Source organism: Fodinibius halophilus (assembly GCF_011059105.1).
GTDB lineage: Bacteria > Bacteroidota > Rhodothermia > Balneolales > Balneolaceae > Fodinibius > Fodinibius halophilus.
Genome location: NZ_JAALLS010000006.1, coordinates 23,412 through 49,708 on the forward strand (window position 1 = coordinate 23,412; position 26,297 = coordinate 49,708).

At 41.4% G+C, this 26,297-nt stretch carries 18 protein-coding genes; 9 read left to right on the top strand and 9 right to left on the bottom strand.

Annotated features, from left to right (window positions below; all coding sequences use genetic code 11):
* Positions 1-6: 6 nt before the first annotated feature.
* Genes G3569_RS05985 through G3569_RS06020 form a run of 8 tightly spaced genes read right to left on the bottom strand, consistent with a single transcriptional unit; the run spans position 7 to position 13,756 of the window.
* Positions 7-3,870, bottom strand: coding sequence for a DUF2194 domain-containing protein (locus G3569_RS05985; protein ID WP_165267082.1), 3,864 nt, complete (start codon positions 3,868-3,870; stop codon positions 7-9).
* Complete coding sequence (locus tag G3569_RS05990; protein ID WP_165267084.1) at positions 3,863-5,917, bottom strand: hypothetical protein; 2,055 nt, start codon at positions 5,915-5,917, stop codon at positions 3,863-3,865. The genes G3569_RS05985 and G3569_RS05990 overlap by 8 nt, the downstream gene beginning before the upstream one ends.
* A 31-nt stretch (positions 5,918-5,948) precedes the next feature.
* On the bottom strand, positions 5,949-6,797 hold the full coding sequence (locus G3569_RS05995) for a glycoside hydrolase family 191 protein (RefSeq protein ID WP_165267086.1): 849 nt from the start codon (positions 6,795-6,797) through the stop codon (positions 5,949-5,951).
* A 1-nt stretch (position 6,798) separates the two neighbouring features.
* Entirely contained in the window at positions 6,799-8,397 is a 1,599-nt protein-coding gene (locus tag G3569_RS06000; RefSeq protein ID WP_165267088.1) for an HD-GYP domain-containing protein, read from the bottom strand.
* Positions 8,398-8,408: 11 nt separating this feature from the next.
* The gene (gene pelG / locus G3569_RS06005; protein ID WP_165267090.1) at positions 8,409-10,037 is read right to left on the bottom strand and encodes an exopolysaccharide Pel transporter PelG; all 1,629 of its coding nucleotides are present in this window, start codon (positions 10,035-10,037) and stop codon (positions 8,409-8,411) included.
* Positions 10,030-11,601 (bottom strand): GT4 family glycosyltransferase PelF, encoded by a 1,572-nt coding sequence (pelF, locus tag G3569_RS06010; protein WP_165267092.1) that lies wholly within the window; start codon positions 11,599-11,601, stop codon positions 10,030-10,032. The genes pelG and pelF overlap by 8 nt, the downstream gene beginning before the upstream one ends.
* Positions 11,594-12,796 (bottom strand): glycosyltransferase, encoded by a 1,203-nt coding sequence (locus G3569_RS06015; RefSeq protein ID WP_165267094.1) that lies wholly within the window; start codon positions 12,794-12,796, stop codon positions 11,594-11,596. The genes pelF and G3569_RS06015 overlap by 8 nt, the downstream gene beginning before the upstream one ends.
* Positions 12,797-12,823: 27 nt before the next feature.
* Entirely contained in the window at positions 12,824-13,756 is a 933-nt protein-coding gene (locus tag G3569_RS06020; protein WP_165267096.1) for a response regulator, read from the bottom strand.
* A gap of 166 nt (positions 13,757-13,922) precedes the next feature.
* On the opposite strand from G3569_RS06020, the gene G3569_RS06025 reads away from it, so the two are divergent.
* The 8 genes from G3569_RS06025 to G3569_RS06060 all read left to right on the top strand — a co-directional run bounded on the left by G3569_RS06025 (position 13,923) and on the right by G3569_RS06060 (position 21,487).
* Positions 13,923-15,983 carry a TonB-dependent receptor family protein gene (locus tag G3569_RS06025; protein WP_165267098.1) on the top strand — a complete coding sequence of 687 codons (2,061 nt, stop codon included), beginning with the start codon at positions 13,923-13,925 and terminating at the stop codon, positions 15,981-15,983.
* A 92-nt stretch (positions 15,984-16,075) separates the two neighbouring features.
* Positions 16,076-16,663: a hypothetical protein gene (locus G3569_RS06030; RefSeq protein WP_165267100.1), complete on the top strand. Its 588-nt coding sequence runs from the start codon at positions 16,076-16,078 to the stop codon at positions 16,661-16,663.
* Positions 16,664-16,713: 50 nt separating this feature from the next.
* A complete protein-coding gene (locus G3569_RS06035; RefSeq protein ID WP_165267102.1) occupies positions 16,714-17,040 on the top strand; it encodes a hypothetical protein in 327 nt (108 codons plus the stop codon).
* Positions 17,041-17,199: 159 nt separating this feature from the next.
* Positions 17,200-18,480 (top strand): PQQ-dependent sugar dehydrogenase, encoded by a 1,281-nt coding sequence (locus G3569_RS06040; protein WP_165267104.1) that lies wholly within the window; start codon positions 17,200-17,202, stop codon positions 18,478-18,480.
* 81 nt (positions 18,481-18,561) lie between these two features.
* Positions 18,562-19,473, top strand: coding sequence for a cation diffusion facilitator family transporter (locus tag G3569_RS06045; RefSeq protein ID WP_165267106.1), 912 nt, complete (start codon positions 18,562-18,564; stop codon positions 19,471-19,473).
* A 28-nt stretch (positions 19,474-19,501) separates the two neighbouring features.
* A complete protein-coding gene (locus tag G3569_RS06050; RefSeq protein WP_165267108.1) occupies positions 19,502-20,176 on the top strand; it encodes an acyloxyacyl hydrolase in 675 nt (224 codons plus the stop codon).
* A 74-nt stretch (positions 20,177-20,250) separates the two neighbouring features.
* Complete coding sequence (gene msrB, locus G3569_RS06055; protein WP_165267110.1) at positions 20,251-20,832, top strand: peptide-methionine (R)-S-oxide reductase MsrB; 582 nt, start codon at positions 20,251-20,253, stop codon at positions 20,830-20,832.
* Positions 20,833-20,950: 118 nt separating this feature from the next.
* The gene (locus G3569_RS06060; RefSeq protein ID WP_165267112.1) at positions 20,951-21,487 is read left to right on the top strand and encodes a PH domain-containing protein; all 537 of its coding nucleotides are present in this window, start codon (positions 20,951-20,953) and stop codon (positions 21,485-21,487) included.
* On the opposite strand, the gene G3569_RS06065 is transcribed toward G3569_RS06060, so the two are convergent.
* The gene (locus G3569_RS06065) at positions 21,484-22,989 is read right to left on the bottom strand and encodes a sodium-dependent transporter (protein ID WP_165267114.1); all 1,506 of its coding nucleotides are present in this window, start codon (positions 22,987-22,989) and stop codon (positions 21,484-21,486) included. The two genes, G3569_RS06060 and G3569_RS06065, sit on opposite strands and share 4 nt — an antisense overlap.
* Before the next feature lie 334 nt (positions 22,990-23,323).
* Here G3569_RS06065 and G3569_RS06070 point away from each other — a divergent pair, with 334 nt between their 5' ends.
* Positions 23,324-26,218, top strand: coding sequence for a glycosyltransferase family 117 protein (locus tag G3569_RS06070; RefSeq protein WP_240894620.1), 2,895 nt, complete (start codon positions 23,324-23,326; stop codon positions 26,216-26,218).
* The last annotated feature ends 79 nt before the right edge of the window (positions 26,219-26,297 follow it).

Sequence of the window (26,297 nt, forward strand, 5' to 3'; positions counted from 1 at the left end):
TCATATTTATTTATCCAACGCTCGGGGGAAAATATATGAAATACTCAAACTCAAGCTATTATAGCGATATATCTTGCTTGTAGAAAGATATCCATTCAACGAAAGACTCCAATAATCATTAACCTGGGCTTTAACGGTTCCCGTGGCAGCTAAAAAGGTGCCATCCCTGTTACTATGTTTTCCCAGAATCTCGATTCGACTTGTAAAGGACGGATCAGTACGCTCATTTTTATAATTCAAGTCTATTCCCACTCCTTTTACGAAAAGATTGTCAGGTGTATAGTATGGTACTCCCCTAAGATAACCTACCTTTGAATTAGCATACGAGATATCTGCCAGCGGTCGTATCCCAGCCAAGTCATTTGCAAACGGAATTTCATAATAAAGCTTCAACAGCCCTTCATAGGAATAGTTATTGTCACTGTACCAATTCGCATTCAGTGAAAGAGTTGTCTGGAAACGGTTACTAATCCAGTAATCTTCCCGATAGATAGCCCCTTTTATTTTATTGATATCCTGCTGTAATCCCGAATTAGTAAATACCGGCTGAAACTCCAGATCAATAGAGGTATACGTAGAATCTTCTGCGAACCAATATCCTGCCTGTAAACCCGGTTTAATAGCATTGTTTTCACTATATATTCCACCTCCTATTTTTAATTGACTGGCTTGACTATTAAAACTCTTTCGCCACTGATATTTAACATTATATAAATAGTCTAATCTATTGTTATTTAATGTCTTAGAACTTACGTATCGATCATTTAGAGATACCTTATGAATAACATTTCTCCGATCACCCCATTCTCCGAAAAGGCCTAGTGACCCAGTGTTATTATCAAAGTTATCGGATGTAAATGATGCTTCAGACCCAGCTCGAAACCCTTCATTCTTTCGATAGTTATCTGATATTGATTGGGCTAAACTATCAGAAAAGAAAGCAGGATATTGCCTGTAGAAAGACTTTTGCTTTTCATATCCCATATAACCGACTTCATTGTGTACCAGCTGCCGACTCTGTTGTGAAGCTTTATTCTTAGTAAAAAGGGGATACAGCGTACTATATCCCTTATCCCTGAACTCTGCATAGATAAGCTGTTGCCCAACGTATGTACGCAGTGAATCGTTTTCCGGTGATTGTTCCAGGTATTGAGTGCTACGATCTATAAATGCTTTATACCGCTGTTGCTGCATCAACCACCCGAGCTCTGTTTCTTTAGCAATACTATCAGTTTTTTGCGCCCACATGCCGGCCCGGGTCAACTGGTTTTTCTCTGCATATCGATACGCAATCTGGTCGGCATATGTATCTAACTGCTCCTCAACAAAGGCTGAATCCGGAAAAGACTGTAATAATGTAATGGTCTGATCTGCATCGGCGTAAAAAATTGATTGTTCAATGGCGTAACCGTACAATGAATCAGAATTGGGATTCAGCTCAATTAATTCTTTAATATATTTTTTCCGCTTTTCCCATGTATCGGACTCTTGCAACAACGTTTTTAGTAGTTCAGGATCATCAGGTGACAGATTATAGGCCCTTTGCAACCATTGGTCCTGAAACTTTTGATCCGGTATCCCAAACCGATCAGTAACCATATCTTTAAACTTCAGTATTGATGAATCCCGGTACTTTTCCCAAAGCTTTTCTGTAAACGTATACGCCCGATCAGCAGCTCCCTCCCATCCGTAGTACTTCAGTAACCTGGCAATATCCTTCGTATACCAATTCCCATCATTCATCAACTGCCGTTCTAATACGGTAATCGCTAATGGTGTTCTATCAAATTCAATAGCCAAAGAAATAACCTTTTCTTTTAGCTTGCGATTATTGGGCTTATTACTATAAGCTGCTAATGCCTTATCCAAACGTTCATCTCTCCACTGCTGAGTCTCTTCTATTTCGTCGGCGGGAGGATTCAAATACTCCTCATACTCCTTCTTTATATTAGAGACGAGTTGCTCCCTGTTGGTACTGTCCCCGGACTCTAAGACAGGCATTTCAAGGGTATCAGCAGTTGTTTTAAACTGATATAAGACCCCATCCCACAATGGCGAGCGTTCAAATGTTATGTTTGAAGCAGCCAATGCATTCTCTACGGTAGATTGGTTCTCTTCACTCACATAACTAAACCAATATTGTACCTTATTTTTGGCAAACCTCCGGTCCAGGGGAAGGGTTGAAACCTTTAACACATTATCTGAAAATTCATATCGACTATATGTATTCAACCAACGTTGTGCAATCGGAGCCGCATCTTTTACAGCTCGAAACCTGGAAAGAGGGTATCGCTCCAGGGTTTCATCCAAACGACGTTTAAACACCTCATATAATCCAAAATCATACTCTTCATTACTGTGCCACCCCAATCCCCGTGGATTTCTACTGCGGAACTTATCGTAAGAGCGTTTTTTTACTTGGAATACATCATCAGGATGGACAAAATGGGTCCATATACCGGTAATAAGAAAGAGATTATTCTGATTAAAATTGGATGCATCGCTATTCACATAACCACTTGTTATTCGGGGGTAATCAAAGAGCTCAGGTGCAAAGGGTTCCGGTCCGAACTCACGATCGCCCCCTTCCTCAAAGCTACCCAGGTAGATTGAACTCATATATTTGACACTCGGCAACGTCAGAGAAACAGCTTGTAACCCCAATGAATCAATATTATTGGTCGGCGGTACATACGATACGGGAAAATCTCCCAGATTATCTATCCGCCAGCGCTTTTTTACGGCCTGGAGAGAGGCCTGCATAAACTGAATATTATCCCAATCCTCTTTCCAAAGAGAAAAGTGGTTATACCCATGCAATCCCAGTTCGTGGCGGGAGTCACGAATATCACGGGCGATCCAGGCACTGGCATTCTGCTGTTCTCCGTCAACCATTAACTTCCCGAATTTCCACTCTTTAAAATCGAAAGGCGGTACAACAACTGCATTGTAGTTAAACGCTATTACCGCTGTATAGTCCATATCATAGTTATTAGCCAACTCCTTCATCTCCGGCCACCATATACGTGCTACAAAATCAGCATGTGTTGTATCATATTCCTCATCTACAGGTTCTAACTTTTCGTTATACAGCGGGGCCGGGAAGTCATCCAAAAATATGGTACTTACATTTGCAACCCGGTAGGGTATGCCTTCTAGGGCTTTTAATCCTGTAGAAAACAATAATCCCCTGTAGCTTTTATCCGTCATTACCGTAGTATTAAAGTAGATAGCGCGCCCTTTCCCTACCTCTCTTTCTATAATAGCGGGATAATCCCGATCGGATGATGCTGTGGCCAACACCGCCTTTTCATCAACGAAGTATTCCCCACCAAAACCATTATGAATAAAGGTAGCCCTGTTTTGATATTGCTCACCTTTGTAATGGGGAAAGATATGTTCCTGAAATACAAACCCTTCGGCTTGTTTATTCAGCTGTGGATCGGTTCTTGGATCGATACCGGTAAAATATTGAAACCGTTCATCGTACAGGGGAGTTAATATTACTATCTCTCCCCCTTCGGCCACAAACTGCAGTAGTCGTTCAACTTCCTGATCCTCGATCTGTTCAACACGATCCGTTGTAAGATATAATAGCTTTATGGATTCCGGGATTGTTAATTGCGAAGCTCCCAAAGTAAAATCAAAGGTTTGGTAGGGTATTTTAGCATACTCCAATGCATGGGTTACATTGGAATTAATTGAGATGGAGGATGAATCAAACCGGTTTTTTACGACCATTGCCAATGGCTCCGACTCCTCAAAGTTCGGTATTTCCGTTTTCGAGTCCGATGAACATCCCCATCGGCAGCCACTTATAGTAGCTACAATCAAAATAACGGCACACAAATGAGGGCCTAGCCTATTCATCAAACATTGTATTTCTTTTTCCTGGGTAAATATGAAACAAAATATCTTTCACTTTTGATTCGGTGGGACGATTTATGATTTCGTACACCCTTGTAGAAGGCCCATCATAAAAAACACTGACCTTTCTGTCAGGCAATTTTTCAAAATCTGCCAGCCACTGCTCTAAATCACGCATTACTGCCGGTGAATCGTATAAAATACCCTGCTGAATATTTCCATAAGGGGCTTTTTCTGTAAACACAAATATTGAGGCCGGGGGTACCACCTCAACAGACGTTGAGGTTAACTGTTGTTGGTACAACGAGTCGATAGCGCCGTATTCATCAAGAAAATATTCATAATCCATATAAAAGTGCCTGTTTTTGGCCTGTATCCTCTGTACTTCGGGCCCCACCGTAGCATAAGAGTACGGTAATCGCTCATCAATAACCTGGTAATAGGCTTCAAAAAAACCATTGGGCATGGTAGAAGGTAATACTCTACTTACTCTAATCCCACCCTGCAAGTAGATTAGGCTTGCGATCATCCCCACTAATAACACCCATGATATACTATAAACGGTGGATTCTGCAAGGTTGATCAATCGATCACATATCTCAAAAACTACTGCTATCATTAAACATGCCAGAACCCCTATCATGAGGGCATATAGCTCGTTCAGTTGGGCCGTATCAAGCCAAAAGAGTGCCGCAAAATCAAGCACCGGGGTATATCGTAAGGCGATAACAATAAAAACCAGTACGAAAATGATTTCATCGCGAACCGAAGAACTATCTTTTAAGAAATAATCAATGATATAATAGCCCAATAGTCCACCCGCAATCATTATGTACACCTTACTTAGCTCCTGAATGGGAGAGATCAATTCCGGGAAATAGCTGTAGGCCTGAATGTCGTAAAGTTGAGATAATAAAAAGGATTGGGGCTCGGTGCCCTGAAAGTAGCCATAGATGATAAATGGCAACAAAATGATAATTACCAAGCTTACCAGATATAAGGAAAGCCTCAAAAAGGATTTAAAATATCTTCTTCGGGGCAAGGTCAATAATCCCAGAAATGAAAGGGGTAAGAGTATAACAAAGGCAACAAACAAATTAGTAAATCCCGTTGCTATAAAGCCAGAAAAGATGTAGAACCATGGACTTTTATAGGTGGCCCGGAGGTTTCGGATAAAAATAGTGAGCGTTGGCAATGCAAAACAAAGAGCTAAATCAACGCTACTGGCTTCTACCTGTTGATCTAAAGAAACAGGTAAGAATAACATTGGAACTACAGCATACAGTGACATCCCAATAATGGGTGCAAAGGGATACCTGTTTTTAGTGATGTCCCGGGAAATCCAATAGACAATAATACACAGGAAAAAACTTGTGAGTGCACCCAGCAGATGCAATATCATTTCCGGGCTTACCTGCGTTAACATACTAAAAACGCTGACCAAGGAATGCATCCCACCCGGCACAGGGGCCTCGGTGAAATAGTTCTGCAACCTCATTTCCTTGATGCGATTAAGCTGATCAAACCACCCCCGGCTAAAAGGAGAAGCATTTTGCAGGGCCGGATACATCCGAATAAGACCACCTGCAAGGGCGATACCAAACACCAAAAACCAATGCCCTCCCTCACTGACCTCAATGGTGAATATATTTTTTACCTTCGCCTTAAGAACCTGCCAATAAGAGTTTTGATCGTCTTCAATTACTTGCACCTGCCTGATGAGGGATTGCAGTTCCCAATTTTGAATATACTCACTTAGGCTGTTGGCATCACTACGATACAGGTGCACAATAAACGGAACCAGCAGTAACATGACTGCCAAGCTTATAAAATCATATATGTGAAATATGGTGAGAATAAAAACCGAAATAATAATCCCCCCTCCGAGTCCAATCCATGAATAGATAAGCTTTTCAATATTGGGCAGTGTTTTAGTGTGGGATAAAAAAAGTGGGGCGATAAAACCAAACAGCAACACGAATGCAATTACAATGCGCCCTGCTGCAAATAAAGCTTCTACCACATATGGCAACTGAGTAAATACGTCCACAAGAATCAGTTTTTATTAGGCTACCCACCAATTATTGCTGCGTGCTGGATATACCCTTTGAGATATCGTTTAACTCTATTGTACTTATAAAATAAGGCATGCCTAATGTATCTAATCTATTTCGTGCCATTCTTTTAAGATCATTAGTTTTAGCAAAATCAACTATCAAAAACGGCAGATTATATTTTTGCTTTAACGTAGTGATTTTATCTGCTTTTTCTTGATAAGATTCTTTTGGTCGTAGATGATAATCTTTTCTTTCAAAATTATATGCAGTTGCCACATCTTCAATGAGTACTGCATCAATATATTTATGGGTTTTATCGAGCATAAACAGTCCTGCATTTTGTATAACTATAGCCTCCGGATATCGCTCTTTAATACCTGCAATTACCTCAAGCATGTATGGTTGCAGATGACTGCGTTCTGTATAAGGTGCAACATCATCAACGGTATCTAAAAACAATCCGTCGTAGCCCTTGACCATGATGTTGGGTAAAACCTTATCAAGTAGAATAGAGCGAGTTGTAGAGTCAGCCAGATTAAGGTAGGGACTGTCCCAGTTTTCATTCATCCCGATGAATCCCTGCTCCTCCATCAGAGGATAGTACCACCGATACTTATTAACCTCTCCCAATGATATGTAACCCAACAACGTATTCTCAGAGGTATTTAACGTATCAACAGCTGCTTTTGTGTAATTTTCCGGCTCTACAATTAACAGATCATATTTTGAAGCTACCTTTTCGAGAGAAGAGATATGTTCATAACTGACTGCAAACGGTTCAGGATCTAAGGATTTTCTTGCGGAATCAGTATTCTTACAAGCATCCACTAAAATAGTGATAGCACAAAAAACAATAACTAGCTGTCGTATCATTCTAGGTACCCTCACCCAATTCACAAAGGTCATTCCAGCTAAAGTCATTAAGCATTTCTACTGCTGTAGGTATCAGAATCATATCAAACTGGATATCAGCCCGCTCTATAAGCATAGATGTCAGTTCATCCAGCCAATCTTCGCCTGTTTTAGAATCGTTACCTTTATTGCTTTCGATAAACTGTGCGATAAACTCAAACAATCCAACGACTTTACCCGTCCATACAATTTCATCGCCTTCAATACCATTGGGGGTTCCCGAACCATCAACCCATTCATGGTGGGTGCTTATACCCTGCTTTATATTTTCGTTCAGCGATAAATGTCTCACAAGCTTATATCCCAGCACGGGATGTTCCAGATCTGATCCTACAGTTCGTTTTTTAGCGTTTTGACGAAGACTCAAATACCCAATATCGTGTAGTTTAGCTGTCATCAGTATATTTTCTTTTTCCTCTTCTCCCATTCCAAAATAATCACCAAACGCATTACATAGAGCCATCACCCGGTCGGTATGATGGGCCGTTTTATCTCTTTTCTGCTCAATTTCTCTGAGCATTTGATAATAAGTTTCGGTGATTCGACTGGTGATGTGTTTATTTTGATCCTGATAACGAAGTAGCTGCAACAGGGTTTCTATAATAACATCATAGTTTACCGATGATTTAAACGTCTCTTTCTGCTCTCCCTTGAGTGTAAGAACCAAAAATACACTCGGTGACAGCGTATTCAACGGCTCAATAACCAACTGATCCTCTCCATCATGCAGATCCAACTGATCTTCCAGATAGTCCGTAAGATCCTCGACACTTTCTTTATCCCCATCGAAATACTGAATATTGGCAACAAAGTTATCAGCCATATTCGCTTTTGCCACTACCTTTGGCTCGCTGAGATCGACCAAGGCCGCCGATTCCGCCCCTTTAACGCCTGTTAGGTGCCCAAGCAATACATTGGCATAGCCAGTAATTTCAAGCCCCTCAGACTCCAAAGAGCTAAGCTCTTCCTCTAATCCCCTTCCCGTTGTCTCCGTTTTGGCATCTTGTTTATCACACTCAGTCAACCATTTCGAAAGAATACGTCCAATTATAGAGAGACGCGGAATGATACCACTGGGATTCTCCACATACGGCCCCGTGCAATACATCCCACAGAATTCATCCTCATTAAAGAGGGGAATACGGTGACAGTGTCCGATGGGAAAAGAGGCCCCTCCCATCTCTTTCATCTCCTCACTGATAACTACCCTTTTCTCCAGGTTATCGAGACGGCGTTCAAATTGTGCAACCTTTTCACTTCTTTCAGTGCTGTTCAGCTTACTAAGTGAAAATTTACTTTCCAGGTTTTCAGTAAGTACCGAACGGTGCTGAAGTTTTAACTTTCCCTTTTCGTCTTTGAGATATACAAAGTGAACAGGAGCATTGTACAATATATCCATCCACTCAGCAGTTTCATGAAATTTTGGGCTATCACTTCGTGATAAATACTCAGCTGCTAAAGCCCAAAACTCCAGTTCATCTTCCAACTCAAAATCTTCAAGTGAAAAAGCGGAACCTAATCTCTTGGCAATGGTCTGTACGTAGCTTTTAACATCTTTCATAATTATAAAATCTAAAATGCAGAATAGTAGTAGTAATCTAAGTTTTGAAAAAATCTCTTGGCCATTATGCCGGATACGAGCGCAAAACAGATTGCCCCGGCCAACAAACCGATGGCAGCATATTCGAGCGCAAAAATTCGGCTACAGATATATCCGACAAAAAAGTTTGCCGCTAATCCTGCCAACATTGAATACATCGAATATTTGGGTTTATGTAAGGTGAAAAAGAATAGAGTATGCAGCAAGCCAATATTTAAAAAAATATATGATATACTGGCAATCCAGAACACCTTGGTTGTCATAGGGTTCGCAAAAAAGTCACGGATTTCCGGAATTTCATTTTCAAAAACCCGTAAACTTATTACGGAATAATAGGTAAGGGCTATTGAAACTGCGCTCACTATTAATAATAGTAATACTTGACGAAAATAAAACCTCTTGTAGAATTTATTAAACGAATTTAGTTCACTGAATTTTGCTTTCTTTTGTAACGGCACTAAGTAGTTAGAAAATGCTTCTACGCTATATTCCAGTACTGCCACGCTTAAAACAAGAGTCAATAGTGCCCAATCCATCCCCAGTTCATAGGGAGTGTTAAACCAGATAATATATGGCGGAGGTGGTGGACCGGCCGACCATGCCAGAATTCGATCCAGAAAAAGAAAGAGAAAATATCCCAATCCATAAACAAAATAGCGATAGTTAATATAATAGCGTACCTCCGGTTTGGTTAGCGACTGTTCAATATTCTCATCGGCACTAAACCGTATTTTGAGCTTAAAAAAGAGGTAGGCATAGCCATATAACATGGCTGTGGTTAATGCCATAGCCAACCACTGAGAGAGATATATGCCCATATCCATTACCTCCATATTGAATAGGACAACAAAAGTTCCAACTACAATAATTACTAATATTGGTATTTGCTGTTGCAAGGCATATAAAACACCGGATCCCAGCAGAAGCAGGCTAATCAAGACCATATAGATTAGTCCCAATAAAATCATGGCCTGGGGGTAAAAAGGGATAAGTAAATTAATTATGAAAAAGACCAAAGAAGCAATAAAAACCGTTGCAACACCCACACTCAAGATCTGTTTGGCTGCTTCAAAAGCCAAAAGATAGTTATTATTACTCTTATGGGTTGTAACAGATCTACCTAATACCTGGATAAATCCACCGGTAATTACAAAGGCGGTAATAGTACCAAAAGCAACAACAGTGGCCTGGGCTTCATTGAACTCCAACCATGCCCATAATGAATATCTGAAAATAATAACCGCTGCAATCTGGCTCAGCATGGGCAACGAAAAGAGTAATCCCTTACCATAATAAAAGCAAAAGAATTTTAGCTGCTCCCAAAAACCGGTCGTTCCTATCTTTGCATCCAGTTCCTCATCTACTTCTTCCTCACTTTGCCGCGCTTCCTTTTTCAGTTCGTCATAAATTTCATCGGCAAGCTCAAATATAGAATCATAACCGAAATCTTGCTTTACATCTACCTCGCGAACCCCGATAGATTCAATTGTTGCAGCTACTGCCCGGGTGCTTAGCGGATTACCAAGCAGATCTTTAACCTCCTTTTTGAGCTCATCAACCGAATCAATGGTTGCGCTTTCTATGTCGGGGGATTCAGCCATATTCCACAACCTCCTCTAATAATCTATTCACAGAAGGCAATTGCACCTCATTATATTTGGGAATATGCTTTTGTTCATGAAAAGACTGGTAGAGATTGCGATAGTTTGTTACAGATTTCGAAATGGTGTACTTGAGCAGTACTCTTGACCGGGCCTTTTGCCCAAGTTCTATTCGAAGGTCATCATCTTCTAAAAGTTTTATAACTCCATCTGCTAAATCCCTGGCATTTCTAGGTTTACACAAAACGCCGCATCCCTCAACTGCTTCTCTTACCCCCCCCACATCGGTTGCCACCACAGGACGTGAACAGCTCATAGATTCTAGCACCGTGTATGGAAACCCTTCTGATATTGAGCTTAAAATTGATATATCTCCCTCGTTAAATATTTTACTGGGGGTATCGTGATACCCTCCAAATTCAAAATGGTCTTCCAGATCCAGTTCTTCAACCAAGTCTTTGCACTTCTGTACATAGGCCTTATCGACCTCTAAACTACCATAAATAATATATTGGACATTCGGCACATCGCGACGAACAAGCTCACAAGATCGAATCATCGTTTCAATATCTTTCAACGGAAACACATGTGCCACGGCAACAACGGTAGGGCGATCCCGGGTATGCTTTGGCTTTTCTTTCGGCCTGAAGAGATCAGCATCTACCCCATTATAGATAGGCCTGATGCGATTTTCTGTAGCTTCATATTTCTTCTCCCATTTTGCATTGATGGACGTTACCGGGGCAATACGGTCTGCAAAGTGATAAACTGTTCGCGTTATAAATGTAGCCATATTTATCAACAACCTTTTCGAAAAGTAAGAGATATCTGCTTGGCTAACATTGATTAAACGCTCGCGAATGTATACCCCATGATCGGTGACCACCATGGGGGTACCATATTCAAATTTTGCTGCGATAGAAGAAATAGCCGGAAAACCCGCCATTGTCGCATGCGTAGCACTTACCTCCGGTATATCTACTGCCAATGGCATCATGAAGTGATAGATCCAACGCATACCGAAAGTCACATCCAGCACTTTTGGATGTTCACTCGGGCTATAATCACCCATCTCCTCAAAATGTTGTTTGAGCCGTTGTTTAAATATTTTCCATAATAACGGGTGCCCAAGGGTCTTTTTATAATCGTACCGTTGAAAAAACTTCCAAAATCCATAAATAAGCTCTCCTGATTCCCGGGCAGATTGAAAAGGATCAAAAAGGTGATCCAAAAAACGGCGATACATCGGCAAAAAGAGCTGCTTGATAACTTCGCTTGATGTTTGTGACTTCTTTAACAGATGTTCCGAAAATGGACGACTTTCATCAAAATAACTTACAGGCTCTTCAACTCCCCACAAAGGAACATGAATAATAGATTTTATATTAGACATTCTTCGATATCGAGGCTCTACATAAGGACTTCCTGTGAGGGCCATGATAACAAAATCAATCTCATCCACTAATTCAGTACATAAAATATGGGCCCAGGTAGACACCCCTCCACCGGAATACGGATAGGAACCCTCAGTCTCGAGCAATATGGTAGGTTTAGATTTATCCATTATATAACGGGGACTCCTTTAACAACAAATCAAACACTCCGCGATATCGCTTAAAAATATTCTCCCAAGTATGCTGCTCAGCTAATAACAGGGACTTTTCACGAATATATCTTTCCCATTTATATGGACGATACCATAACTCTAACGTTTTGCGCAGCAATTTATTAGAATCTACACCTTTATTTATTATCAGGGCATATTTTTCTGTAACGTCACCTGCTTGCCATCCGATAGGCAACACTCTGCGTGCCAATGCCTCAAATAGTACCAATGGCTGTGATTCATTATGGCTCGTTATGCATAGGGCATCCATTTCATCAATATAATTCTCAGTAGATTGATTCCAGATGAGTTCTAATTCGGAATATTGCTTACTTTTTTTCTTCACCCCCCCTGCTAATTCCGGTTCATTAGCGTCGCAGCAGAGCATAAGAAACTGTATATCAGCAATCTCCATCTGGCGAGCGGCATCGACCAACTCAAAGAACTTCATAGGATTCTTCATTTCAGCGCATCGCCCTACCCATCCTATTGTCAGGGGGTCCTGATGGCTTTTGTGCTCTTTTAACCAACTCGCTGGAATCCCGTTGGGAATATACATCACATCATCTGCCCCCATATTCTGTTGTTCCGTAATATTGCACTCTGAAACAGAAACAGTAATATCAGCTGCGAGATAGATATCCCTCGCCATGCTTTTAAACATTTGTACGTACTGTTCCTTCTTTCCCCTGTTATCGGGAATTTTATATCCACACTCCAGTGCAACGGCCCCCATATCAACCTCCTTCCAATAGAGGGCGTGTTCGGTAAGCAAAAGAGGTTTATTGGTATCTTCAGCCCACTCTTTTCCCAACCAGCCGGCAAAACCGGTATTAGCGATATGTACAAAATCACATTGATTTACCAGCCGACTCGTTTTTTCCCTTAGCCGGTTTTTCCACCGGTACGACTCAACCTGCCAGTCTTTCCGCAAATCCGGGGGCGGAATACGACAAAAGGAATGCACATGCTCCGGAATTTGATATAATGCTTCTGAGACCTGGGCATTTAGATACTGGTCTGTTGCAACCTGCAGAATATGAAAGTTCTGGTTTGGGCAGTTTTGAATATATTGGTGAACCCATTCGCTCACGCCCCCCCGGTACCAAGGATAAGTTCCTTCTATAACCAATAATATATCCGTGTTGCTCATAAATAAGGCCCACTGTAAATGAAAAAGCTACGACTTGGAATGCATTCGCCATAAAACAGAACCAGTTTGAACTAACAACCGGGAAACCATTTGATACTCTTCGGTGGTAAACAATTTGTTTCTTTTTAAAACGAATAGCCCAAACATCTCTGCATCTTCTGGCACTTTCATTTTATTCATCAGTAGCCTTTTTTCATCCGCAGCAAAAAGGGGAACCGTAATCTCAGAGGAGAGATCATATTTTTTTGAATATTCCTGCATAATTCCCTCTCCTTCTCCAAACACATTATTTGAAAGATAGGCCTCCCCTTCACTTTGTAATCTTATAAATGTCTCTTCATTCAGCAGATCCTTAGAAAAGTCATATCCATTGGGAGAATAATTATATAAATCACAAATAAGTTGGGGAACGCCATCTCCCGTTATTTCACAGAAAGCGATATAATCTAAATTGAACTGCTCAAAAATATCGCGGCAAAGATCCTTAACAAGCGTCTGAAAGTCGCTATTCCGGGCATCAGACATAATTTTTTTGATTAATCTATTCTTCCGTTGTACCAGATCACCCACTTCCGGAACAACTACATTAGTAATCAGTTGTAGTTTTATGGTCTCGAGCAATTCATCGTGATTATTAATGACTTCAGATTTGTTAATTACTTCAGCTGCCCCATAATCCAAAGCCTTCTTCTTTTTCTCTTCTGTAGGCAAATTACTCATTACTAACACCGGAATCTGCTTCTTAAGCGAATCTTTTTTCAAGACCTGTACAAAATCCAGGCCATTTAACCCCGGCATATATATATCAGCAATTACAAGGTTTATCGGTTCTTTCGATAAAATATCGATACCTTCTTGTGCATCGTAGACATGAATTACCTTATAATCATCGGATAAAACTTTATCGATGAAAATATGCATTGGTTTATCATCATCGATTACTAATATTTGATAATCCATTTTATTTATATTTTAAAACCCTTAATATTTTTTGCGTTAAAAACGCTACACTAACCCAAGTTTGTCATCTATAGACCATCTGGTTTAGCATCCTATTAATGGTACTGAACTATTAATAGTACAGTAACTACTAATAAATCGATCCAACAATATACTTATCGTCCAAATGATTGTTTTACTAAGTATAGAAAATTTTAATAAACTTTTTATTAAAGCGTTAATCTTATTCAGTATATCAGTTCTTTGCTATCACAATGCCTTTAGCCAATCAAATAAAGACAGCTTAACGGTAAAGCTAGATCCCATTACCATAACAGCAATTCAATCTACCATTAGTACAGAAGCTGCCCCACTCTCTTTCACTACGGCAATCAGGAATAACCGAGAGCTCAACCAATCGGCCTCGCTTTCGCTTAAGACCGTTACCACTCAGCTACCCGGACTTTGGGTAGGTGACCGAAATAATTACGCCCTCGGTGAAAAATTGACCATTCGAGGTATAGGATGGCGAGCAGCTTATGGCGTCCGGGGTATACAGGTTATTCTCAATGGGATTCCCCTCACTGTAGCAGATGGACAGACCATGATTAATATTGTAGATCCTGCTTTTATTCGTCGTGCTGAAGTCGTAAGAGGACCTGCAGCTACATACTGGGGAAACAGCAGCGGCGGTGTACTTTACCTTTCTACAACGCCATCACACAACAACGATTCTCACCTAAGAATGCGTACCATGGGCGGTTCTTTTGGCATGCGAAAAGCTGAAGTGGAATACTCGATCTCTAACCCCGACCATCAAATGGCGATTCATTCAAGCTATTTAACTTCTGATGGGTTCCGTAATTACAGTGGCGTTAAGATGCTTCGGTCAGGTATTACCGGAAAAACAACTTTGACATCTAAAAGTCAACTCAAATACCAAGCAGGGGCTATTTATATGCCCAAGGCTCAACATCCCAGCAGCTTAAAAAAGCAACAGGCCAAGGAAACTCCAACAATGGCCAGATCTCTCTTTGCTGATTCTGCCAAAGCCGGCAAAACCATTGGCCAGGGCCAAGCCGGACTTTCATACATTCTTAACACCCCGGCAGGACTTCTCAACATAACCGGCTATGGCATCTACAGAGATTTAAGTAATCCCCTCCCCTTTGGCATTATCACGGTTAACCGCTGGGCAGGCGGCCTCCGAGCTACTATCGATAAAAGCTGGGAAAACCTTGATCTGCAAATGGGGCTCGAATCTAAATTACAAAACGATGACCGTACGGAATTCGAAAATATCGGAAACGCCCAACGCGGTACTGTTACAGTGGACCAAATTGAACGCGTATGGAATCAGGCAGCCTTTATAAATAGCACCTACTCATTAGGAAACATAAACTTCATGGGCGGTATTCGTTTTGATCGCCTAACCTTCGAGGCAGATGCCGACACAAATCAACAAGCGGGTAAACGTACTTTCCAATCACTTAGCCCCAGTATAGGAATAAGCTACACCCCCTCAACACATACCATTTTTACAAACATAAGTACCTCTTTTGAAGCTCCCACAACAACGGAATTAGTAAACCGCCCCGGTAATGGCAACGGCTTTAATCCATCCCTAAAACCTGAAAAAACATTGGGACTGGAAGTTGGCATCCGAAATACCAAAAGCAGTTCTCCAATAATTTATGATATTGCCACATACAGGCTCTGGGTTAAGGACATGCTTCTCCCTTATAAACTAAGTTCTGACGGACCTACCTACTACCGTAATCAAGGCCAAACAACTCATACGGGTGTTGAGGGACGTGTTGCAGTACAATTCAACCCCAGCTGGCAATTCAGCACAACAGCAAATGTTACCAAAGCTATTTTTAAAGATGCCTTAAACGATGATATCACCGGAAATGAAGTACCCGGGATTCCTAAATTCAGACTAAATAATAAACTTAAATGGACATCCGGAACATTTTCCGGGGACCTAACCTATATATACAATAGCGGGTATGCTGCTAATAATAAAAATAGTGCGTATAATGATCGTTACGGGGTAGTAAATATTAAGTTGAGCTATTTGCGATCGATAACAGACCATAATGTGAGGTTTCAACCATTTATAAATATTGAGAACCTGTTAAATACCCGATACAACGGTTCTGTTGTAGTTAATGCCTATAAAGGAAGATATTATGAACCTGCCCCCGGCCGAAACTGGCAATTGGGCGTATCAATAGCTTTTTAAAAGCTCCATTAGAGGCATTCAAAAAAAATTTGTAACATTTAATAGTTTTCTTCTCTTGTTTATAAGGGATAACTAATAAGGAGACGGCAAACATGCTAAAGCATCTACTGATTGTAGTATTAATTGCAGGAGGTCTATATTACTATTGGACTACCCGACCGGTAACACATGGGCCAGGTGTTGTTGCACCTGAAACGCCTGTTCAAAAAACCACCTACAATAGGGATAAAATTGACTATAAGGAGTTTACAATAATCCCTAAGGCCAAACTCAAGCTCGAAGCTCGTATTCTATCTATTCAACAATATTACTTCGACAAATACACAGATTTAACACCTACTGATGTTGTTTTTGGCTGGGGACCGATGTCTGATGAGACCAACCTTGAATCTCTGATGGTACGTCAGTCGGAACGTAGCTTTTACTGGGAGATGGCCCGCCCTCCGCTCAAACAACAAAAAATGTGGAAACATGCAGCCAACATGCATCTTATCGGATCTACCCAAAAAATTCGTGATAAAATAAGTTCACTGCGGCAGGGCCAAATCGTACAAGTAAAAGGATTTCTCGTTAATGTGAGCTCACCGGAAGGGTGGGAACTTAAAACATCTTTAACCCGAGATGACATTGGAGACGATTCCAGCGAAGTAGTTTGGATAAAGAGTCTTACAATTCTTTAATTAGGGGCGGTACAGTTCGAATCCAATTAAAGAATATTTAAATAACTTATATGTCCTGGTTTAAAGATGTAATTGTTGATATTACGGTAACTGCCACAATTATTGCTACTGTCTTAATTGAACATTCCCTGCTGTTCTGGCTTCTTTGGGGATATACCGGCCTTTTACTTTTAGTGAAACTGATTGTTCTCGTCGGCGACGATTTCCTAAACATGATGAACAAAGCTAAAACAGAAGCACCCAAGTGGTTTAGCCATTTGTTATATGCTATCAATACCGGCACCCTGGCTTACTTTCAGCAGTGGTACCTGGCCGGTGCATGGTTACTGATATGGACCTTATCTTTTATCACCCAACGAAAACTGGATCGTGGTTAAAACTACAGATGCTCCTTTAAAAGGGTACTTTCTGCCGAACTAACGTTTTTCAAAAAAAATGCCTTTCTTATTTGTGTATCTGTAGCTTCCATATATCATAGATGTTTGAAATAGTATACACTTGCTGATCTCACACCAACTCAAAGTTTAATATACAACATGATACGCTCAGTTAATTACCTTCTTTTATTGATAACAGTTGTTTCACTCGGGGCATGTAGCAGCCAAACCGGTTCTGAGATTAACTTTTCTGATAATAACGGGGACATCAGCCTGCCGGATGGTTTTAAAGCAACGGTTGTAGCCGATAGCATAGGTCAAGCCAGACATATAACAGTAAATAATAATGGCAATATTTATGTTGCCCTGCGCGAACCTCATAACGGAAATGGAGTTGTTGCTTTGGCAGATGAGGATAATGATGGCCAAGCAGACATCACGAAATACTTCGGAAATTATAGTGGTACAGGAATTCAGGTTTATAATGGCTATCTGTACTTTGGATCTAATACTGAAATCGTTCGTTACAAACTGGGTGCAGATAAGCTGGTACCCAGCGGTAATGCCGAAGTCGTTGTTGAAGGATTTCCACAGCAACGCCAACATGCTGCCAAATCCATTACATTTGATCAGGATGGCCACCTTTATGTTAACATAGGAGGACCATCAAATGCATGCCAGGAAGAGATGCGTACTCCCGGCTCTCCGGGTATGGCCCCCTGCCCTCAACTCGAAAGTCATGGCGGCATCTGGCAATTCGATGCTAACCAAACAGGACAATCGCTGCAAGAAGATGGAAAACGATATACCACCGGAATTCGCAATGCCGTAGCTCTTGATTGGAATACCCACACCGATCGTCTTTATGTAGTACAGCATGGCCGCGACCAACTGCACACCTTGTGGCCAGATTATTTTACAGCAGAACAAAATGCTGCTCTACCTGCAGAAGAGTTCTTTGAAGTGCAGGAAGGCGATAACTTTGGATGGCCCTATACTTATTATGATCAACAAAAAGAAGAAAAAATGCTCGCCCCGGAATATGGTGGGGATGGACAAACAGTAGCAGAAGAAGGAAAATATGAAGACCCCATCTTGGCTTTTCCAGGTCACTGGGCCCCTAATGATGTGCTCTTTTATGGAGGGGCACAATTTCCCGATAAATACAAAAATGGAGCATTTATTGCATTCCACGGCAGCTGGAACCGGGCACCAGAACCCCAACAGGGATATAAAGTAGTATTTGCGCCTTTTGATAATACTGAACCTACAGGTGATTATTGGGAGTTTGCCGATGGCTTTGCAGGTAAAGACAGCCTTCAGTCTCCCGGAAATGCCGAATACCGACCAATGGGATTAGCTACTTATAACGACGGCTCGTTATTAATTACAGATTCTCGAAAAGGAAAAATCTGGCGCGTTGTGTACACAGGGAACTAACCTGTATACATCACGGTTTCCAATCCATAGATTCCAATAATAACCCAACCCTTAAATAGATATCTCAACATCAAGTAACCCATGGCTTCATCATCTAAAAAAGTAATCTACGCCGCATTAATAGGAAATGGTCTAATATCAATTACGAAATTTTTTGCTGCTTTCTTTACCGGCAGTGCAGCAATGATGTCAGAAGGGATTCACTCTGTTGTTGATACCGGGAATCAGCTGTTACTCCTTTTGGGGCTTAAAAAAGCAAAGAAACCTGCTGACAAGGAATTTCCTTTCGGCCATGGTAAGGAAATATACTTTTGGAGCTTTGTGGTGGCAATAATGATTTTTGCAGTAGGAGCCGGTATCTCAATCTATGAGGGTATTCACAGCCTCTCCGATCCCCATCCGATAGAAAACCCATTAATCAATTATATTGTTCTGGGCTTAGCAATGGTTTTTGAGGGCTTTGCCTGGTATTTTGCGTGGAAAGAATTTAACGCTGCTCGCGGCGAACGCGGTTACTATGAAGCGGTCCGCAAAGAGAAAAATCCCACTACATTTGTAGTCCTTTTTGAAGATACAGCAGCAATGCTTGGGTTGGTTGTAGCATTTATTGGTATTGGGCTGGGACAAATTACCGGACTCCATTTTTTTGATGGCATAGCTTCTATTATTATTGGGCTCATACTTGGTTGTACCGCCGCTTGGCTAGCCTACGAAACAAAGGGTTTACTTATTGGAGAAAGCGCCGATAAAGAGATCATCAAAGGCATCCATGCTATAGCTTCTGATCATGACGCAATTATCAAAGTAAACGAAGCATTAACTATGCACATGGGACCAGAATACATATTGGTAAATATTAGTGTAGACTTTAGTGATTCTTTGGGGGTATCCACTTTAGAAAATGATATATCGAGGATCACGAAAGAAATAAAAACACAATTTCCACTCGTTAAACGAGTTTTTATCGAAGCCGAAGACGCCTCTGAACATTAGTATTAATCAATTTTAGTAAATCACGGTTATGTTTAATCGTTTTCTAATTCTAATAGTACTGCTTCTCTTGGCAAGTGGTATATATTCAGCTTCGGCACAAGCAGATAAAAATACTCCACCCCCTTCATCTGCTTCCCAAAAAAAGTTCTTCGACCATTTTAACTGGATCCCCGCCGATGCTAATAATGTCCACGAATTTCATATTGTCGGGGGCTATTCATTTCACTCTAGCCGAGGGTTTTGGGGAAAAATACCAAAAGGTGAACTCCAGGTTTTTGGGTTACGATACAATCGCAAAATACTAGAGCTCAATAATAAGCACCTCATTGAATATGTTACTGAGCTAAACCTATCTGTGGATTATACCTTGGTACCCACCAAGTATGATTATGGGGCAGGTCACTTTTGGGGATTCGGGGCTACCCCCTTGGGGTTTCAACTCAACTTTAATGAAATAAATACGTTACAGCCTTTCTTAAAAACGTCTACGGGCTTCATGTACTTTAGAAAACGCTTCCCCAGCGAAGAAGGAATGAGATTCAACTTTACCCTGGAATTAGGAGGTGGCGTAGAATTATTATTAACTGATAATATTTCTTTTACCCTAGGCTATAAATATCATCACATGTCCAACTTCTTTTTTGGTACTATCAATCCCGGTATCGACTCCAACATTTTTTATACCGGGATCACAATTTTCTAGGAAATGTAATACAATCCGAATGCCACGGGAATACGTATTGTTAACCAAAGGCAATTTGAAACAAACTACCCGTCATGAAATATCTGGTAACTTTATCGTTTAGCATTGTTTTAATTTTAGGATGTCGTAGTTCTGACCAAGATCAAAAAGTAAATGTGCAATCTGCATCCCTGAATACAAATCACCCGCATACAGCTCAAGCGGATACCATAGATAAGTACGAAGTTCAAAAAACAAAAGAGGAATGGAAACAAATATTGACCTCCTCTGAATACCGCATTTTACGGGGTCGGGGCACAGAACTCCCCTACGTCAATAAGTATTATGACAACAAAAAAGAAGGAGTTTACTACTGTGCGGCCTGTGGTCAGCCTATTTTTACATCAAAAACAAAATATGCCTCCGGTACTGGATGGCCCAGCTTCTGGAAACCCATAAAACCATCAGCGATAGGTGAAAGAGAAGACAATAGTTTTTTCATGACCCGTACCGAGGTTGTTTGTGGTCGCTGTGGCTCTCACCTGGGACATGTTTTTGAAGACGGTCCCGAACCCACCGGATTGCGCTACTGTCTTAACTCCCTGGCATTAGATTTTGAAGAAAGAGATTTATCTGAAACTGATGTTCAAAACTTACCCATTAAAGATGGTAGATGAGCACAACTAAGTAACCACTATTTCGTAGCAAAGGACAGATTTAAAACATCTGTCCTTTTTTTATGGACCTAATTTTCATTAATTGCCGTTAACCATCCAACTTAAAAAAGACGATTTTATGGCCAAATCAGAAAATAGAGTAATACTCGAGGGGAAATTTAACCCCAAGATAAAAATATACTTACTGGTCTACCTCTCACTGATATTAACTGTTACTGTTTTTGGAATTTTATTGCTCCCTGTTTTATGGATCGTGGGATGGACTTTCGTTAAACGTTACTTTAACCGTTTAAGTGCTGAACTCACAGACCGGGCATTACGATTCGAAAAAGGACTTCTCTTTCATGTCGAACGTACTATTCCGCTGGACAAGATCCAGGATCTTACCTTTAAAGAAGGTCCCCTGTTGCGTTTCTTCGGGCTCAGTATCTTAAAAGTTGAAACAGCCGGCAGTAGTGGAGCAGGTCAAGCCGATCTTACCCTTATCGGTATTCAAGATGCATCAGCTTTTCGTAACAAAGTGCTAGAACAGCGCGACATGGTGACCGAAAGTAAATACAGTACCGGCAGTGCTGAAGCAGATGCCTCGACACTGTCAGTACTTAAAGAGATCCGTGACTCAATTCAAGTTATTGAACAAAAGATAGATGGTTAGTTTTTATCAGCAGCTATAGTTTTTTCTGCAATTTTACCATTGTAGAGATAGAAAACGCCCATCGCTATTCCCCACTGTACGGCTATTGTTGCCACTGAAAATGCACTCAGTGGATTATACCAGCTTTCTGGGGCATAGGAAGTAATACTGAGGTAGATCCACCAGACGAGAAGTGATATCACTTCTACGGGTACCACATATTTGATAATGACCGTCCACCATTTACCGAGCTGTACTTTACTTTCCTCATTATTGACAATCTGCCGACGGAACTCATCGGGATTGAATTTAATAATCGCAAACGACATAAAAGCCCCGGATACCATCAATCCTACTGCCCATACGAAATCCTGGTTGGCCAGAATATCCGTGGAAATTGCAGAAGGCATCCCCAGAAAAAAGCCAGTTACACAAATTGCAATGGTTGCATTCTTTCGGGGAAATCCCATATCTACCAATACCCTGCTGGCCAGTTCAATCATCGAAAGCAGGGAACTAAAAGCGGCAAAGGTTAATCCCAGGAAAAATAAGATAGCAAAAACAGTACCTCCGGCCATTTCATTGAAAAGCTGAGGCATCCACATAAAGGTGAGTCCCGTAGAGGCGGGTCCGGAGGTTTTCATAATATCCAGTATTTCACCATTGCCCATGGTACTGCCCAGAGTTCCGAAAACAGTAGCAAAGATCGTCATTGCTGCCAGTAACGAAACTATATTATTTCCAATACCCGTCTGGAAAGCACTTATAGTCACATCATCCTTTGCACGCATATATGCCCCGTAAGTAAGTATAAGTCCCCATGCAGCCCCGGTATCCCAGGCATTCTGTGTTAAGGCCTCTAACCAGAGACTCGGCTCACTTAGCATCGACCAGTCAGGGGTAAACAGGTACTCAAGTCCCTGCCCGCTGCCCTCTAATGTAACGGCCCGAATTAGTGATATTACAACCACCAGCAGTAATGAAGGGATCAACACCTTATTGATGCGCTCGATAGATGAGATACCTTTCACAACGATAAAGCCGCCCAGTCCCATCATCACTGCATGAAAAACAGAGGGCCAGGCCGACCCTTGGAAACCATACCACACGGCTTCGGCCTGTTGTATATTGGCAGGCAAACTGCTGGTTATTGATTCAATCAAATAGTACAAACACCAACCGGCCACAACGCTGTAGTAAAACATTATTGCCGTTGCCACAAAACCGATAAAGCTACCCATCCAGGCATACTTTTTACCGACTAATTTTATAAAGGAACCTACAACCCCTTTGCGACCGTGCCGACCTATTCCATATTCTGCAATTATCAGGGGGATAGAGAACAAGAACAGGCAACAGATCCAGGCAACAAGAAAAGCACCCGCGCCCTCTTGCCCCCCATTTTGTGCTGCAATACGTGGGAAGCGCCAAATATTACCTGTCCCAACAGCAATACCCAGTACACTGAGGATTAACCCCAGCTTTGATGAAAATAATTCGGTGCCTTTATTCTTGGAGCCCATATAGTAGTTCGTTTTAGTTACTTTTTATGATAGATCTCTATTGCGCCTATTTTTAAGGAATTTTTCGTGGAGTGGCAACCCTCAAATGCAAATGTTACCAGATTTTAAAAATATTTGATTTTTTTTTGCGTTAAAGACGCAGAGAAATTGATCTATCCTATGGGATATCGATATTTTGATTCTATCACACCTATGGCTATTATTGCCTGCTACAGAACAGAAACTTAATTGTCTTTAAACAATATAGGCGCGAATGTTTTCGAACCATACCTCGACCAACCGTACTTTAGCCCTATTTACTTTTTTAGCTTCTCTCATTTTATACATGTTCACAATGGCTCCCACGGCTAGTTTTTGGGATGCCGGTGAATTTATTGCTGTTGCTCACGGCTTGCAAGTGAACCACCCGCCGGGGGCACCTTTCTATTCACTGTTGGGTCGCCTGTTTTCTATGTTTATGCCAACTTCATATGTGGCCGTAAGCATTAATTTTATTAGTGCCCTCAGTTCGGCCCTGACGGTGATGCTGCTTTATCTTATCAGTGTTCGACTTGTCCGCGAATGGAAAGGCGCACCAGAAGATATGATCTCCATTGATAAGATTGGAATGTATGGGGGCTCACTGCTGGGCGCATTAACCTTTGCTGTTACCGATACCTTCTGGTTTAATGCTGTTGAAGCAGAAGTTTACGCAATATCCCTCTTCTTTACTGCAATGGTGGTCTGGCTTGCATTGGTATGGGCCGAAAACCATGACGCCCCTCACAATGAGCGCTGGTTAATTCTTATTTCTTATTTGTTTGGACTTGCTTTGGGGGTCCACCTATTAAACCTACTCGCTCTTTTCTTTGTTGCTCTTATTATTTATTTCAAAAAGAAAGAGTTTGACTGGGTCTCCTTTTCGCTCATGGCTGGTTTGGCATCCGTCTCCTTTTTACTGATATATCCCTTTACCCTGCAATCCATTCCCTCTATCATGGAGAGCATCACAAAGGCCAGTTACGGTCTTATTGGGCCGATGAGTTTTATCGTAATGGTTCTTCTAGCTATTACATGGGGACTGTACTATACGCATAAGAACAACCATCGCATGGCTAACATTATGATATTATGCTATACGATGATTTTAATCGGCTACTCTTCTTATGCCCTGATCTTTATTCGTTCATCTGCCGACCCACCCATTGACGAAAACGATCCGGAAACTGTTGAGTCATTCATCGATTACCTCGAACGCAAACAGTATGGAGATACTCCCCTGTTAACCGGCTATACCTATGATAATAGTAAAGGGAATATCAACAGAGAAGATGAATCTTTCTTTCCACGACGATATTCTACCGCGCCACGACATATTCGGCAATATTCCCAATACTCCAGTGACCTGGATTTCTTCCTGGATTACCAGCTCAAACATATGTATTGGCGATATTTTGCCTGGAACTTTATTGGCCGCGATGCTGATATTCAAGATGCCGGATGGCAGGCTGGATTTGTAGATACCGAACACGAAGATAATCCCGCTCACAACAGCTACTACTATATCCCATTTTTACTGGGGCTTTTTGGAATGCTCTTTCACTTCCAAAATGACTGGAAACGCGCACTGTCTGTATTTGCGCTCTTTGCATTTACCGGGCTGGCCATTATCGTATTTCTAAATCAAACTCCCATGCAGCCGCGTGAACGCGACTATGCCTATGTGGGCTCGTTCTTTGCCTTCTCCATATGGATTGGTATGGGGGGCATGGGACTTATAGAATTGATCAAAGAATACCTGAACAGTAATAAAATAGCAGCCTATGGCACCATAGGAACGTTACTGTTGGCTGCTCCCGTACTGGTAGGCGTACAAAATTTTCACGATCACGATCGCAGCGAACGCTATGTAGCCCCCGATTATGCCTATAACCTTTTACAATCGGCTGCACCCAACGCTATTCTCTTTACGAATGGTGACAACGATACTTTCCCCCTTTGGTACCTTCAAGAGGTTGAAGGTGTTCGTACCGATGTGCGTATTGTTTGCTTAAGTCTGCTCAACACCGATTGGTATATAAAACAATTGCGCGACCAGTGGTCGCATGAATCAGCTCCGCTACCGATTTCTCTTTCTGATGATGAGATTGAACAGATGACCCAGAATTACAATCTGCATGAGCCGGATACTATTTCCATACCGGTTAATAAAGATCTTTTGCGCAGTGCATTCTCCGGAGACAACAAATACAAAGAAAAGATAGGAGTTAAACCTGATACGTCTTTGGAAATCTATTCCAAAGGGGTTGATTATAACATACCGGTAGATTCTCTTGATAATGAAGTTTCATGGTATTACAAGGGACGTTCGTTAGGCAAAGGACGTGACGGCAAACAGCGCCATTATACACAGGTCCAAGATGAAGTTATCCTGGACATCCTTAAAACGAACCGCTGGTTACGCCCGGTATATTTTGCCAATACGGTCTCGCGACAAAGCCAGCTAAACTTGCAACCTTACTTCCGATTTGAAGGCAAAGCCTACCGGGTAGTACCCGACAGGCATCAGGGAGATCGATACGGCTGGATCAATCCTCAAATTCATGCTAAGCGTCTTAAAAAGTTCCGGTTCCGCCAGTGGAATAATCCCGATACCTACCTGGACGAAAATATTCGTCGCATGCTAAGCAACTACCAGGTAAGTATCACAGAATTAGCAAACAAGTATAAAGAGCTTGGCAAGCCCGACAGTGCCCGATACTGGCTAAAATGGGGACAAGAACGCATTCCCTTCCTTAAAGCCTCTTCTGGGTTATATCCCCTGGTGATGTATGCCTACAACTATGCTGATGTTGGCGGAACTACCGAAGCTTTAAAATTGGCAGAAAAAGCAGAAAAAAAAGCAATAAAGATGCTTGAAGAAAACATGGTGAAGTTTACAAATCTGCGCCAAGAAATTGATCAGCTCAATCAAGAAACCGAAGAAGCTCGTAAAAATGCTAATATGAGTAAGCAGCAACAACTGCGTGGGCGTATTCAAAATGTGATGCAGCGCCGACAAACAATTTCTCGAAACTTATCCCGAAGTAGAGACTTCCTTGTTATCATCCAGCGAATCTACTATATAACAGGAAATGACGAAAAGGCCACAGCGCTTTATGAAACCGTAAATAATCTCTCGGGTGGACAACTTCCCTTCCCCGATTCTAAAGAAGCCAGTAAATCTAAGATTAAGCAGTATGGCCTTTAAGAATGCTTAATATTTATTGCATTAAAGAAATCTAAAATTTCTTATTCTTGATTCGGAATAGTATATTTCATCGTAATTG